Annotated in this window: 13 protein-coding genes; 4 read left to right on the top strand and 9 right to left on the bottom strand. The window is 62.8% G+C overall.

The annotated features are described in order from the left end of the window. Positions 1-6: 6 nt before the first annotated feature. Both ACA065_RS18920 and ACA065_RS18925 read right to left on the bottom strand, forming a co-directional pair. A complete protein-coding gene (locus ACA065_RS18920; RefSeq protein ID WP_497691009.1) occupies positions 7-1,305 on the bottom strand; it encodes an FNR domain-containing protein in 1,299 nt (432 codons plus the stop codon). After that, positions 1,298-2,905, bottom strand: coding sequence for an amino acid adenylation domain-containing protein (locus ACA065_RS18925; RefSeq protein ID WP_497691010.1), 1,608 nt, complete (start codon positions 2,903-2,905; stop codon positions 1,298-1,300). Before ACA065_RS18925 ends, ACA065_RS18920 begins: the two co-directional genes overlap by 8 nt. 196 nt (positions 2,906-3,101) lie before the next feature. Here ACA065_RS18925 and ACA065_RS18930 point away from each other — a divergent pair, with 196 nt between their 5' ends. After that, complete coding sequence (locus ACA065_RS18930; RefSeq protein ID WP_497691011.1) at positions 3,102-3,608, top strand: RNA polymerase sigma factor; 507 nt, start codon at positions 3,102-3,104, stop codon at positions 3,606-3,608. Next, positions 3,605-4,342, top strand: coding sequence for an anti-sigma factor family protein (locus ACA065_RS18935; protein WP_497691012.1), 738 nt, complete (start codon positions 3,605-3,607; stop codon positions 4,340-4,342). The genes ACA065_RS18930 and ACA065_RS18935 overlap by 4 nt, the downstream gene beginning before the upstream one ends. Here ACA065_RS18935 and ACA065_RS18940 read toward each other — a convergent pair. Genes ACA065_RS18940 through ACA065_RS18970 form a run of 7 tightly spaced genes read right to left on the bottom strand, consistent with a single transcriptional unit; the run spans position 4,339 to position 10,687 of the window. Beyond that, positions 4,339-5,328 (bottom strand): Csu type fimbrial protein, encoded by a 990-nt coding sequence (locus ACA065_RS18940; RefSeq protein WP_497691013.1) that lies wholly within the window; start codon positions 5,326-5,328, stop codon positions 4,339-4,341. The genes ACA065_RS18935 and ACA065_RS18940 overlap by 4 nt on opposite strands. 16 nt (positions 5,329-5,344) lie before the next feature. Beyond that, on the bottom strand, positions 5,345-7,738 hold the full coding sequence (locus tag ACA065_RS18945) for a fimbria/pilus outer membrane usher protein (RefSeq protein ID WP_497691014.1): 2,394 nt from the start codon (positions 7,736-7,738) through the stop codon (positions 5,345-5,347). Between the two features lie 41 nt (positions 7,739-7,779). Then, positions 7,780-8,565 (bottom strand): fimbrial biogenesis chaperone, encoded by a 786-nt coding sequence (locus ACA065_RS18950; RefSeq protein WP_497691015.1) that lies wholly within the window; start codon positions 8,563-8,565, stop codon positions 7,780-7,782. 27 nt (positions 8,566-8,592) lie between these two features. Then, entirely contained in the window at positions 8,593-9,090 is a 498-nt protein-coding gene (locus ACA065_RS18955) for a Csu type fimbrial protein (protein WP_497691016.1), read from the bottom strand. A gap of 5 nt (positions 9,091-9,095) precedes the next feature. Next, complete coding sequence (locus ACA065_RS18960; RefSeq protein WP_497691017.1) at positions 9,096-9,629, bottom strand: Csu type fimbrial protein; 534 nt, start codon at positions 9,627-9,629, stop codon at positions 9,096-9,098. 18 nt (positions 9,630-9,647) lie between these two features. After that, entirely contained in the window at positions 9,648-10,193 is a 546-nt protein-coding gene (locus tag ACA065_RS18965) for a spore coat protein U domain-containing protein (RefSeq protein ID WP_497691018.1), read from the bottom strand. Beyond that, positions 10,187-10,687: a Csu type fimbrial protein gene (locus tag ACA065_RS18970; RefSeq protein WP_497695381.1), complete on the bottom strand. Its 501-nt coding sequence runs from the start codon at positions 10,685-10,687 to the stop codon at positions 10,187-10,189. Before ACA065_RS18970 ends, ACA065_RS18965 begins: the two co-directional genes overlap by 7 nt. 215 nt (positions 10,688-10,902) lie before the next feature. Here ACA065_RS18970 and zapE point away from each other — a divergent pair, with 215 nt between their 5' ends. Then, complete coding sequence (gene zapE / locus ACA065_RS18975) at positions 10,903-11,997, top strand: cell division protein ZapE (RefSeq protein WP_497691019.1); 1,095 nt, start codon at positions 10,903-10,905, stop codon at positions 11,995-11,997. Positions 11,998-12,036: 39 nt separating this feature from the next. After that, a complete protein-coding gene (locus tag ACA065_RS18980) occupies positions 12,037-13,332 on the top strand; it encodes a protein kinase (protein WP_497691020.1) in 1,296 nt (431 codons plus the stop codon). Positions 13,333-14,287 lie beyond the last annotated feature (955 nt).

Here is a 14,287-nt window from a genome sequence, read left to right on the forward strand (position 1 = left end):
CTTGCATCACGAATCCCAGATCGCGCCATAGGCGGGTATGCCCCTGGCTTCCATTTCTTCCACCACACGCCGCGTCAAGCGCTGGTTGGCAATGCAGATCACGGCTTGCGCGCCGAACAGGTGCACCGCGCCGTAGGCCAGTTGCACCAGGTCAGGCTTTCCACGCTCATCGGTGTCCCAGATCAACGCGTTCGGCTGCGCTTGCAGGATTTCGTCCACCAGCGCATCACCGTAAGTCTTGCGCGGGCTGCGGGTGGACCAGATCAACTGGATCGGCACCTTGGCCGCCAACAGGTGCGGCATCACGGGGCCGATGCCGCTGCCGGTCGCCACGTACACCACCGACTTGAACAACGTTTCCACATGGGCAACCCCGGCGGTAGTGATGCCCTTGACCCACACATGGCTGGGCAAATCCTCGATAAAGCGCCCTGTCCAGTCCCCGGCACGAGAAATGATCAAGCGAAATCCGGCCTCGTTCGGTGTCGGGATATTGGCAAACGAGTGCCACTCCAACAGCGGGTGCCGACTGATCGCTGTGGAGGAACCGGCAAACGGGGTGGTGTGAGCGAAGCGGGTAATCACCGCGTGCCCGCAAGGCCGCACATGTTCAACCGCGACTCTGCGCAGGCGCAGCCACGGCAGGGCGATGCTTACGGTCAGCAGCACCAGCATCCAGAACGAGCCACTGCGCAGCAGCTTCACCTCACCCTCAATCGACACCAGCAGCGTCAGCCCCCAGAACAACAGCAACGCCGACCACCCGGCAAAACGATGAACCCGCTCGAAACCGTTGTGATACCGGCCTCGAATCCTGGGATGAGCCATGACCACCATCAAGAGCAACAGGCCCAGCAGCAGGCTGGCCAGCCACATCCAGGCCAATGACACACTGCCCGAGTGCTGCAGATACCGTGCGCCCTGAACACTGAGCATGGCCGCAAACCAGGCGGTCGCGGCCAACGCTGCGCCACTGTGCAACCCGCCGAAGTGGTAAACCTTCGCCGCGCTGCGCCGGATACGCAGCGGCCAGCACAACGGCACGCGCGTTGCCAGCCAGAACAACGCATTGATTACGTAGTGCTGGCGAATCAGGATCGCCACCGACAGGTTGATCAACACCATCTGCGACAGTGTCTGCACTGACAGGGTTTGCCAGCCCAGCCCGAGCAGCACGAACGCGGTATTGGCGAGTAACACCAGCGCCACAAGACGGTTGTAGTAGGAAAACATCGGCAATGCGCGCCAACGCCGCCATAGTGGGGGTTTAGGCGGCACAACGGTTCGGGTCAGCCGATCAAGCATGGGCTGCCTCCACTGCCGACAGTGCAAGCCTGGCCACGTGGCGTTCCCGAGCCCGCTGCAACAGCAACGCCTTGTCGATCTTGCCCCGGGCAGTGAGCGGAAAACGCGCCACCGCGTAGATTACCGACGGCACACAGTAGTAAGCCAACTGCTGCTCACACTGGTATTTGCAGTCTTCAACATTGGCCCCAGCCGGTAAGACGAAGGCCACCAGGGTGCGCTCGTCGAGCTTGAGCGTGACGGCTTGCGCACAGCCTTCGCCGGCCTCCAGCGCACGGGACACGGCATCGAGCTCCACACGAAACCCGCGCACCTTGACCTGGTCATCGACCCGCCCGAGGTGTTCGAGTTGCCCATCGAACGTCCAGCGCCCCAGATCCCGAGTGCGAAACATCAGTGCATCCCCGCCCAGGAAAGGGTCCGGGCGATAGCGCTCCTGGGTCAGCGCAGGGTTGTTCAGGTAGCCGGCTGTCACCCCCGCCCCACCCGCCCACATCTCACCCGTTACGCCCAGCTCGCAGGCACGGCCTTCTTCGTCGAGCACATACACGGTGTTGTTGGGCGTCGGTCGGCCAATGGTCAACACAGCGTCAGGGGCATGCCGATGCAACGTGTTGACGATGGTGGTTTCGGTGGGCCCGCAACCGTTGTAGAACTCACAGTGGCCTGCCCAACGATCAGCCAGGGCCTGGGAACAGGGCTCACCGGCGACCGCGACCACCTTCAGGTCAGCACACTGCTGGGGCGCCAGGGTCGCCAGAATCGAGGGCGTTGCAATCAACACATGGCAGCGGGCAGCGGTTTGTGCAACATCCTTGCCGCGGATCAGCAGCGTTGCACCATGGGCCAGGCAGCCGAGCACTTCCCAAGCGGCCATATCAAAACCGATATTGAGGATCTGCCCCACGTTACGGCCGGGCGCCATGCCCATCCGCCCAGGTTCGGTCAGCAGCACGTTGCACAGGTTGCGGTGGCTTACGCGCACGCCATTGGGGCGCCCGGTCGTGCCGGAAGTAAACAGCACAAAACACAGATCATCGGTGTCGACGGCAGCAAACGGCCGGTCATTGTCCTGCGCCACCCAAGGCTCTTCAGCGAGGAACTCGTCAAGGCACAGGTGGCTCTGCAGGGCGGCCGAGGGAAGGCGCTCCTCCAGGTTCGACAGGGTCAGAACCAGCGGGCTGCTCAATGACTCAAGCACCATCGCCAACTGCAAGGGCGGTACGATCCGGGCATCCTGCGGCACATACGCGGCACCGACCTTCAACACCGCCAGCAACCCCACCAGCATGGGGATCGAACGTTCGACGAACAACGCCACCGTGTCGCCGCGTTGCACACCTCGCTCGATCAGGCGCGCGGCCAGTCGATTGGCTTGGCGGTTGAGCTGTTGATAGCTGATACGCTGGCCCGCCCATTCGGCGGCTATCGCCCCAGGCGCGCGCGCCACCTGCACTTCGATAGCGTGGTGCACACAGCCATGACTTGGCGTGGCTGACGCCCCACGCCCCCACAGCTCAAATTTGCCCTGTTGCTCGGCGGGCAGATGAGCGAGTGCATGCGGGGAAAAAGCTGGTTTAGCGGTTGGTGACACAGTCATGAACACACCCTCATCCGGTCACTGCCGAAGGGGTTCCGGCAGGTACGAGGGTTGATTGAGCGGTGGGAGGGGTATTACAGCTCCCTCCACATAACAAATATCCCTTACGAAAAAACTCAGTATTCCTACAATCGTTGATGGAATAACCTGCGATGGCCGGCGTCCTCCTCCTACACACCTAGCCAGACTCCACCCCATGCATGCACTCGACGAACAGTTACGTGAAGTCATCCCCAGGCTGCGGCGCTTTGCCGTGTCCCTGACCCGTAACGCCAGCAGCGCCGACGACCTGGTGCAGTCGACCCTTGAGCGGGCGATCATCAGTTGGGCCGACAAACGCATCGAAGGCGACCTGCGCGCCTGGCTGTTCTCGATCCTCTACCGGCAGTTCCTCGACGCCCACCGCCGCAGCCGGCGCTATGCGCGCATGCTTGAATTCTTCACCGGCCGTGACGATGCGCAACCGTCGGTGGAGCGCACGGTGATGGCCCAATCGGCCCTGCAAGCCTTCGACCAACTCAACACGGAGCAGCGTGCCTTGCTGCTCTGGGTGTCGGTCGAAGGGTTAAGCTACAAGGAGGTTGCCGCTATCCTGGAGGTGCCCGTGGGCACCGTCATGTCGCGCCTGTCACGGGCGCGCCAAGCCTTGCGTCAACTCAGCGATGGCGAAATTGCCAGCCCTTCCCTGCGGATACTCAAATGATCAGCCTGCCCCCCAGCGAACGCGATTTGCATGCCTACGTCGATCACCAACTGTTGGAGAGTGATCGCCGCGTGCTTGAAACCTACTTGGCGGCCCACCCCGACGTCGCCGCCCAGGTGCACGCCTGGCAACAGGATGCGCAAGCACTGCGCGCGTCCTTGAGCGGCGCGTTGCAGCAACCGGCCAACCCTGAGCTGGACCCGGCATTGATTCGCCAGCGCATCAAGCATCAGTCGCGCCGCCACTTCGCGACCGCCGCCGTGCTGCTGATCGCGGTCAGCCTTGGCGGCATCGGCGGCTGGCACGCCCGCGAAGCCACGCAACCGGCGATGTTGCCGATGGCCGATGCGATGCAAGCGTTCCGCCTGTTTGCCCAGGACGGCATCATGCCCGCCGACTACAACGCCCAGGACAGCGGCACCATGCAGGCCTGGCTGGACCGCTACTTCAACCAGGCACACCGCCTGCCCGACTTGAGCCCATCGGGCTTCAAGCCGGTGAGCGGGCGTTTGCTCACCACTGAGCAAGGCGCTGCAGCCATGGTGCTGTACGAAGACCCGCAAGGGCGGCGTATCAGTTTCTACATCCGCCCACCGGGCCCGGAAAACGGTTTCCTGCCGCGTGGCAGCCGCAGCGCCGATGGCTTGCAGGCCGAGTACTGGTCCGGCAGCGGCTACAACTACGCGATGGTCAGCCCGGTGGATCAGCCGACCACGCCGATGTTGAAGTTCTAGAACCCCACATCCAGCACCACGTTGTCGATATAGGTGCCAGCGGGCGGCGTAGTCTGGTCGGTGTAGACCTTGGCGTTGTAGTTGAACACCTGACTGCCGGTGCCCAGGCCGTTGCCGGGGTTGATCTCGGCCGTGGAGCTGGCCCGCCGCGCCGCGCCGACGCTGCCCCAACGGGTGGTGCCGGCACCTTGGAAGATGTCGTACGCCAAGAAATTACTCCCGGAAACCATCCGCCGCCGCCCACCGACGCTCACGGGGTTCTGCCCATCACTGAGTCCGACGGTATAAGCGCTGCCCTTGGTGCAGGCCACACTGGCCTGCCCGCTCACGGTGGAAAACGCACCGACCACCGGGGCACTGCCGAACGCGATGGGCGGCGTGGTGATCTGGCAGTCATTGACCACGGTCATGCTCACCGTCAGGGTGGTCGTACCGCTGTTGACCTCACGGCCCAGGCATATCCCGCCAAGGCCAATACCCGAGCAATAGTTCCAGTTCCAGAAAACACTCAAGGTTTCGCTGTACACGCCTGCGGCCACGTTGCTGCCAATGGTGGTGGCGAAATACAGCGGCACGACTTTTGTACCTGGCCCGAACACCAGCCCGAGGGACGCGGCAATGCCGCCACTGCCACCAAAATCAAACGCGGTGCCGCGGGTCATTGGGAACGCAGTGGTGTTGTTGGCGTAGATCGTATAGTTGATAACGTCACCGGTCGGCCCGACCAAACCGCCTTGCGCTGAGCCGCTGATGGTTGCGTAGAAATGGTCATTGGAGGTCAAAACAGACAACAGGGCGGGCGTGCAGCCCAAGCCACCGTTGGTGGTTGAACTGGGCTGGGAGGTGGTGCGCACGGTCATCGAACTCACCGTGGTGCCAAAGCTGGCCGGAACCGTGGCGCCCACCGAGCACACCGCCTGCACCTGCGCCGACACACCCACGCTCGCCAATAGCAGTAACCGCAACAGCCAATCCTTGACCCGCACACGCACACTCCTTATGTCATTGGCACACCAGTGGCCCGATCAGCGGCACCTGCTCCTGTGTGGTGTCCAGTTCAAACGTCGCCTGGCAGGTTTGGCCGTCGCCGACCGTGACCTGCAAGGTGTTATGCGCCGCGAGGTTTTCCAGGTAGACCAGGCCGTCCCAGCCCACCACCGCCAGCGCGCCGCTTTGCTCATGGCGTACCTGGCTGCCCAGGGGCAGATCCTGGTGCTGGGCGTCGACCAGCGTGATGCTCGCAGCAAGCACCCGGCGCACCGGGAACGCCAGCAAATAACCACTGCCCCGGCGTACGGCGATGCGTTGCTCGACGTTCGGCACTTGCACGTTGGCCGGCAGGTTCAGCGGGTCGATCTCGTATTTGGCGCGGTAGTAGGCGCTTGTCCACGGCACCAGCAAGTGCCCGTTGCGGTCGGTTTCGCCGACCACCTGGTTTTCGTAGCGCACCGGCACACCGCTGACGCCGTCGGTGCTCACCACCACAAACGCATCGTTGACGCGGTTGGCGGCAAACACTTGGTTGTCCATCCACACCAGCGAGCCACTGGCATCCGCCCAACGGGTTTCTGCGTCGCTGGTGCCGTACACGCCCGCCTGCAATTGCACCGACTGCAGGCGCCAGGTCAGGTCAGCCTGACGATAAGCCGGGCCATCACCGCTGGCGTAACCCAGGTTAAAGCCCACGCCGCCCTCGGCGGGTACGGCACGGCTGTAATTGACCCGCTGCTGGCTCTGCCCGGTTTTGCTGCGCTCACTGCCCACGCTGAGGCTGCCGTAAACGTCGAAGGGCACCACCACTTGCGCCTGCACCGCCCAACTGCTGTCGCCGACTTCATGGTTGGCCGACAGGTAAAAACTGCTGTTGCGCCACAGTGATTTGCTCCAGGTCATATTCACCAGGCGGGTGCGCGAGTCATCCGCCGCCTGCACATCGAAATAGCCCACGCCCAGGCTGCCGAAATCGTTGAGGTTCAGGCTCAAGGTGGCTTGCTGGCTGCGCTTGCTGAGGCTGGCGTAGGGCGTATCGACCAGGCTCAGGTCAGCGTATTCATCGCGGCGTTCCACCCGTTGGTAAGACAGGCTGTAACGCTGATTACTGTATTGGTAGCCCAGGCTCAATTGCTGGCCGGTGCGACCATCGAACTGGCTTTGGCTGATGGCGGTGTTGAGCACGCCGAAGTTGCCCATGCGCAGGTTGCCGCCCACACCGCCCAACGCCAGGTCACCGGAGGCTTCGCCGTGGGTTTCCAGGGTGAATGCATCCGACAGCCCATAGCGAAAGGTGCCACTGGCCACGCCGGGGCCGTAGCCAAAATCGCGCACGGTGTAATCGCGGCGCAGATTACCCGCCGCCACCGAGAAATCCGACAAGCCTTTTTGCAACAGCGTGCTGGTGACATAGAACGGCACCGTGGTCGACACTTGGCGGCCGAGGGCATCGGTGGTGACCACCACCGCCTCCCCCGCGCCGTTGATAAACGGTACGTTGGTCAGGGTGTACGGCCCCGGCTGCAAATCGGCGCTGCTGGTTTTGTAACCGTTGATAAACAGGTCCACCGACGACGGCACCGCCGCCTCCCCGGCGAACTGTGGCAAGGGGTAGGTGACCAGATCGGGGCGCACGCCAAAGTCGCGTGACACTTGCACGCCGCCCAGGCGCACCGAGGTGCTCCAGGGCAAGGCGCCACTGATCACGTCGCCCGCTTCGTAGGTCAGCAGGCGTTCGTCGTCGGAAAAGCGCCAGGTGGTGTCATAGCGCCGATAGCCATTGTCCAGGCTGCTGCCTGCCGTCTCCCGGCCAAGGGTGGTGCGGTACTGGCCGGTGTTGGACAGCGTGCCCCAGGTATCGAACAGCCTGACTTCGTTGAAGATGCCCAGGTAGGTGCCCGCGTCATCCGTGTCATTGAGGTAGGCGTCATAGTTAAGCAGCGCGCCGAAGCTGGTCAGCGCCTGGGTGCGCGGGTAGTTATCGCGGCTGCCGACAAACTGCTCCGGCAACCAGGCGGGTGGCACCGTCAGCATCAGGCGCTGGCGTTGGCTGTCGTAATCGGTGTGCAGGCCTGGCAGGTTCTCCAGCGCAACCTCTGTGGGCACCTCACCCGGCAGTTTCATACCGATGTCCTGCAACACCGAGGCGGGCAAAAACAACTGCCCGGCGCGCTGATTAACGGCGACCACGCGGCCAGTGTCCCTCTGGTTGACCACCAGTTCCAGGAACAACTGGGCATCGGCAACTGCCTCCATATTGCTGGGAGGGGGCGGCAACGGCGCGGCGACGACCGGCGCCGCAAGCACCAGGCCGGACAAGCCACTCGCCACCCACACTGATCGCCATAGACATCGAGCCCGATCATGGCTCACCAAGGCTTTGTGTCCCTCCATGGACGTCTCCATCCGTTAACACCTGGGGCTGCTCCCTGCCCTACCGCACGGTTTTATCGCCCCGGCGCAAGGCTCTCCAATTGCGTTGCGCCGTTAACGCGAACCTGCAATGGCTGATCAGCCGGCAGCCCGTCCGGCACCGCCCAACGCATGGTCGCGCCGGGCAGCACATAGCCCATCAAACCTTCCACCAGTGGCCGAGGTTGGCCGCCTTGCTTGAAGGTGGCATCGGTCAAGCGCGCGTGAACAGCACCCTGGTTACGCATTTCGACGTAATTGCGCCCGCCGACGCTGACTTTTTTCCAGCTCAGGTCCGGCTTGCCGGCGCCCTTCGGGTCGCGATCGCGGGTGCCATCAACCTTGCTCCAAAGGCCTGGGCCATAGGCGAACAGCGGCACCGAATAACGCATCTGAAAGCGCACCGCCGCAGCGGTCTTGCCATCGGCCGGCGCTGCGGGGGGCGTGGCCGAGGGGATCTCATCGATGATGATGCGATAGGCCAATTCCTGGCCCGGCGGCACCTCTTTGGTACGGGTCAGGCGCACCAACTGCTTCTGCCCCGGCTCGATTTTCGCCACCGGCGGGCTGCCAATCACGTCGCGCTGGTTCTGGTACTGCTCATCAAAGCCGCTCTGGGTCCAGGCAAACACGCGGATTTGCAGGTTGGCGGTCTCGGTGCCACGGTTCTCCAGCCACAACGCGCTGGCCTGTTGATCGGCCTCCAGCACCGGGTCAATCGGCCAAATCAGCACCGAGCTGGCCGCCTGGGCCTGCCCGGCCGCCAGCCCCAACACCGCGCCAAAACCCGCTGCCCACCACTGCCGGGAAGCTGCATACATAGGTCTCACTCCTCATTGCCAATCGCCTTACCACGACAGCTGCACCTGCAACGTGTCGCTGTACGTCCCCCCAGGCGTATTACCCGGTAACTGCACTCGCCCATAAATTGGCAAGGTGATGCTGGCTGCGTTGGTGTAAGCCACGCTCACGCTTTGGCTGATCCCCAGGCTCTGGCTGAACGCCGCGTCCCGAAACAGCTGATAAGCCACCTGGGCAGTGCCGCTATTGAGCTGCATCCGCCGACCACTGTTGTTGTGCAAACCGCCATCGACACTCATGTTCAGCGCAACCCCCGGCGTACATTGCAGGGTCACACCACCGGTGAGCGCCACCGACGCCGTGCTGGTTGCCAGTGCCGAATAGGTGCCGAACACCAGGCTGCCGTAGTTCGTCCCGCCGCCGACCACCAGGCACCCGGGCGTGATCGTCGCGCTGACCTGGAACGATTGGCTGGTCACCGCCAGCAACGACACCGGCATGCCCCAGCCGATGCACACTGCCAACGCCCACCCCGTGCGGTTCATGACCCTTAGAACGTCAGGGTCACGTTGACCGTGTCGGTATACGTACCGGCCGGCAGCCCGGCCTTGCCATTGGCCTTACCGTAGATATTCACGGCCTGAGCCACCCCGGTACTCGGCGCCAGGTTGATCACCCCGCCGATGGCCAGCAGTTGCGAGTGGCCACTGTCGGTGTACAGGTCATACGGCACGTAGTTGGCCACGCCGTCATACAACGCGCGTGCACCGCCGGTGGATTGGCCGTCATTGGCGCCGGCCGACACCGTCAATGTCGGTGAGGTGCCCGCCGAACACAGAATGGACAACGCCCCACCGCCACCGCCCAGCACCTGGCCGTCGGCTTCAGTGAACAGGCTGTCGGCCGTACCGAAGTTCAAGTTACCGAAGCTCATCCCGCCGGTCGCCGCCGCGCCATTGACCTGGCAGCTGCTGGTCAGCACCAGGGTCGCGGTGACCGTGCCGGCCACGGTAGCCGCCTGCGCGCCCGACACCCAAACCAGTGCCATCAATGGAAAAACCGCTTTCGATACAAGTGCATGCATGATGTTCATCCTCATGGTTTACCAATCCAGAGTCACCGTCAGGGTGTCTGTGTAGATGCCGGCCGGTAGGGCCTTGGTGTTCGCCACCACCGAGCCGAATACCGGGATCGGTACTTGTGTGCCCTTGGTCACGACGAAATTGCGTTGCTGGCCGATGCTGTAGGCGCTTTGGCCCAGCGGATCAGCCGACAGCCGATAGGGAATGGTCTGGCGACCGTTGCTCAAGCGTCTGGTAGTGCCGTCGCCATTGGCGCCACCGTCGATGGTCACGGTGAAGCTGCTGACCACCGAGGGGTTGCACGACACCGACAGCGGCGCTTTGCTGGCGTCAGTAACGCCTGCGCCCAGCGGGTTGTTCCACGTCGGGCCCTGGCTGCCGAAGTCGAGTAACGCGGTGCCACCCGTAGGGCTGACCGGCGCGCTCTCAACGCTTTTACTCACCTCGCAGCTCGCAGTAATCACCAGGCGTGCGTGGATCTGCCCGTTGACCGCGGCCGCCTGGGCGTCATCCGCCAGCAGCAACAGACCGCCCATGGCCACGAGGGCCAAGCCCCGGCTTACCATGTGACCGTGACCTTGAGCAGGTCGGTGTAACGGCCGACGGCGGGGATGTCTTTGAGCGGTTCGATACGGCCATAGAGCGGCAGGTCGACGCTGCCGGAGTCCGGCACGCGCCCGCTGAGGGGAATGTCCACCGGCAACGGAATCAACCGCGCAGCGTCGGCGTAAATACGATAGGGAATGGGTTTACTCGAAGGCGTTGCGGCGCTCAGGTAGCGCACTTCGCCGACGCCGCCATGCAGGCCGCCGTCCACGCGCATTTGATAGGGGGTGTCGGGGTTACATTCCAGGCGCGGCTGGCGCTGGCTGATCAGCGCCGCACTCAACGGACCGGCCGGGTCATCCAGACGCGGGCCGCTGCCAAAATCCAATACGCCCAGCTGCTCGATGCCCGCGCTGCGGGTGGTGCCCACCAGCTGGCAGCCCCGCTGCACGTCGATGCGCACCTCCACTTGGAGCTGCGCAGCGTTAACTGTGCTGCAGAGCATCGTGCCCATGACTGCCAATACTGCTCGTCCCTTCACTGCCCCAATTCCTTATACCGGGGTGACAACTTTGTATGAGGTTAGCCATTTAAAGAGAAACTGCCAGTTTGGACAGGTTTTAGCCCATGCCATGCTTTTGCGAGATGGCGGGTGGCGCCCTTCTCTATTGGTCAAATCGCGGCGAGCGTCCTAAAGTGAGCGACCACCGCATTACAGAGTGACTCGCATTGGCCGTGCTTTCCGTGATCCAGCGCCTGCTTGGCAAAAAGACTGACGTACAGAGTGTCTCGCCCATCGCGGCGTTTTTTGCACACAAGGCCAACCAACAGGGTTACACCCTGAGCGCCGGCCAAACCCAGGCGATTGCCGCCCTTGCCCACCAGACCGAGCACCTGCTCGCCGGCAAGCCAACGCGCAGCCTCTACCTGCACGGCCCGGTGGGGCGCGGCAAAAGCTGGCTGCTCGACGGGTTTTTCCAGGCGCTGCCGATTGCCGAGAAGCAGCGCGTGCATTTCCATACCTTTTTTGCGCGCCTGCATCGCGGCATGTTCCAGCACCGCGAACACGACGATGCCCTGGGCGTCGCCCTGGATGAGCTGTTGGCGGGTTGCCGGGTGCTGTGTTTCGACGAGTTTCATGTCCACGATATCGGCGATGCCATGCTCATCAGCCGGCTGTTCAAGGCCTTGTTCCAGCGTGGCGTGCTGGTGCTGGTGACCTCCAACTATGCCCCCGAAGGGCTGCTGCCCAACCCGCTGTACCATGAACGGTTCAAGCCGGTGATCGACCTGATCGCCGCGCGCATGGACGTGCTGCAAGTCAGCTCCCCCCAGGACTTTCGCAGCCTGCCCCAGGCGCATACCGAGCAACGCTTCAGCGCCGGCCAGTATGTATGGCCGGGCACGCCCGCGCAGCGTACAGCGCTCGGGTTGCCCGCCGAGGATTGCCCGGCGCAGTTCCTCAAGGTCGGCAACCGCCAGTTGGTGTGTCGCAGCCATCAGGCGCCGACCATCGCCTTCACCTTCAACGACCTTTGCGAGCAGCTCACGGCCGTGATGGATTACCTGCTGCTGTGCCAGGACTTCGACCACTGGATCATCGACGGGTTGGCGCCATTGGCCGAATGCCCAATCGCCGTGCAACAGCGTTTTATCAACCTGGTGGACGTGCTCTACGACCAGGACAAACGCCTGACCCTGATCGGCCACCAACCACTGGCGCACTCGCTTGAAGGCCAGGCCATCGACCTTGCGCGCACGGCCAGTCGTCTGAACCAATTGCAAAGCGTCTGCCCGCAACCCACACCCGACCCGGTATCATGAACGCCTTTTAAGCCCTCTTGCCGAGTGACCGCGCCGTTCATGAATACCCTCGCCCAACTCAAAGCCGGCCAATTGGCCGGCATCACGCGCCTGGACCTGTCCTGCGGGCTGACCGAATTCCCGCGGGAAATCTTCGAACTGGCCGACTCGCTGCAAATCCTCAACCTCTCGGGCAACGCCCTGAACAGCCTGCCCGACGACCTGCATCGCCTGCCGCACCTGCGTGTGCTGTTTTGCTCGGACAACGCCTTTACCGAGCTGCCCGAATGCCTGGGCCAGTGCGCCAAGCTGAGCATGATCGGCTTCAAGGCCAACCAGATCAGCCATGTGCCCGCCGCCGCCCTGCCGCCGCAGTTGCGCTGGCTGATCCTCACCGATAACCGCATCAGCCAATTGCCCAGCGAATTGGGCGAGCGGCCGCTGCTGCAAAAACTGATGCTGGCCGGCAACCAACTCACGCGCCTGCCGCAAAGCCTGGCCAACTGCAAAAACCTGGAGCTGATTCGCATCGCCTCCAACCGCCTGACTCAATTACCGGATTGGCTGCTGACACTGCCGAGCCTGACCTGGTTGGCCTATGCCGGTAACCCCGTGGAAATGGCCGTGAACGTGGCCGCTGATGACGCAACGCCGAACATTCCTTGGGCGCAACTGGAGCTGGGCGAAGTGCTGGGCGAAGGCGCCTCGGGGATCATTCGCAAGGCGCTGTGGAAGCCGACCGCCTTGCCGGTCGCGGTAAAACTGTACAAAGGCACGATCACCAGCGACGGTTCCCCCCTGCATGAGATGCAAGCCTGCATCGCCGCCGGGCTGCACCCGAACCTGATCAAGGTGCAAGGCCGGGTTGTGGGTCATCCCGATGACCAGGCCGCGCTGGTGATGGACCTGATCGACCCGAGCTATCGCAACCTTGCGGCCCTGCCAAGCCTGGCGTCGTGCACCCGCGACATCTACGAGCCAGGCACGCGTTTGAGCCTTGAGGTGGCCTTGCGCATGGCGCGGGGCATTGCTTCGGTGGCGGCCCATTTGCACCGGCATGGCATCACCCATGGCGACCTGTACGGTCACAATATTCTGTGGAATACCGAGGGCGACTGCTTGCTCGGGGACTTTGGCGCGGCGTCGTTCCATGCCACCGCGGACACCTTGGAAACCAAGGCGTTGCAGCGTATTGAAGTGAGGGCGTTTGGGGTATTGCTGGGTGAGTTGCTGGAGCGGATAGACACGGCGTTCAACGACGAGGTGCTGGTAGCGCTGCAGAAGCGCTGCTGCCAGCCCGATGTGTTGTCGCGGCCAAGCTTCGAAGAGATCGAAGCACTGCTCAACCTGGCGTGAATCCCAATCAAAAGGTGGGAGCTGGCTTGCCTGCGATGAGCATAGGTATCTACACATCTTTTTATGGGTTGAGTGCTGTGGTTGTCGTGGGGGGGCGCTGGGTACATATCCGTTATTTTTGTGATGGCTGAGATTGGTTCCGCTCTTACAGCGGGTCACTTTTGGAAAAGAGCCCCAAAAGTAACCAAAAGGGCTCTTGCCCCACCACTCGGCACCTCGCTTAGGCTCGGTGTGCCCTCACGCAGGCTTTGGAGCGGGGGCCGCCGCGATGGGCCATCCTTGGCCCAGCGCGGCTAAACCGGCGTCCTGCCGGTTTACCCCCGCTCCAAAGCCTGCGTTCGGCCAGCGTGGTTGACGGGGCGCCTAAGATCAAAATCAAGATCAAAATCTACAGCACGGCGGCCTAGTAGCCGACCTGAGTGGTTGAATCAAAAGCAAAGCCAAGGCGGCCTGGCAGCCGACCTGTTTACTGAAGCTGTTCTCGGCTTATTGTGGGAGCGGGCTTGCTCGCGAATGCGGTGTGTCAGTCAGCTTATTTGTAACTGACACACCGCATTCGCGAGCAAGCCCGCTCCCACATTTTGAGCTCAGTACATCAGGTAGATGTGTGTGTACTCGGTCAAATGTGGGAGCTGGCTTGTCGGACCGCCGAACCGCTGCGAAGGTATCAACTGGTTATGCCTGATGCACCGAGGTGTCTGCATCGCAGGCAAGCCAGCTCCCACAGAAAAGCAGCTCTGTTTTTGATCTGTTCCTGCTGTGCTGTTGCCCTGCTTTTGCTTCAACCACTCAGGTCGGCTACTAGGCCGCCGTGCTCTTGCTTTTGATCTTGATCTGACAGGCCCCGTTAACCACGATGGCCGCACGTAGGCACGGTGGAGCGGGTAAACCGGCAGGGATGCCGGTTTAGCCGCGCTGGGCCAAGGATGGCCCATCGCGGCGACCCGCGGAACCG

It is taken from the genome of Pseudomonas sp. LBUM1640, from assembly GCF_059716225.1.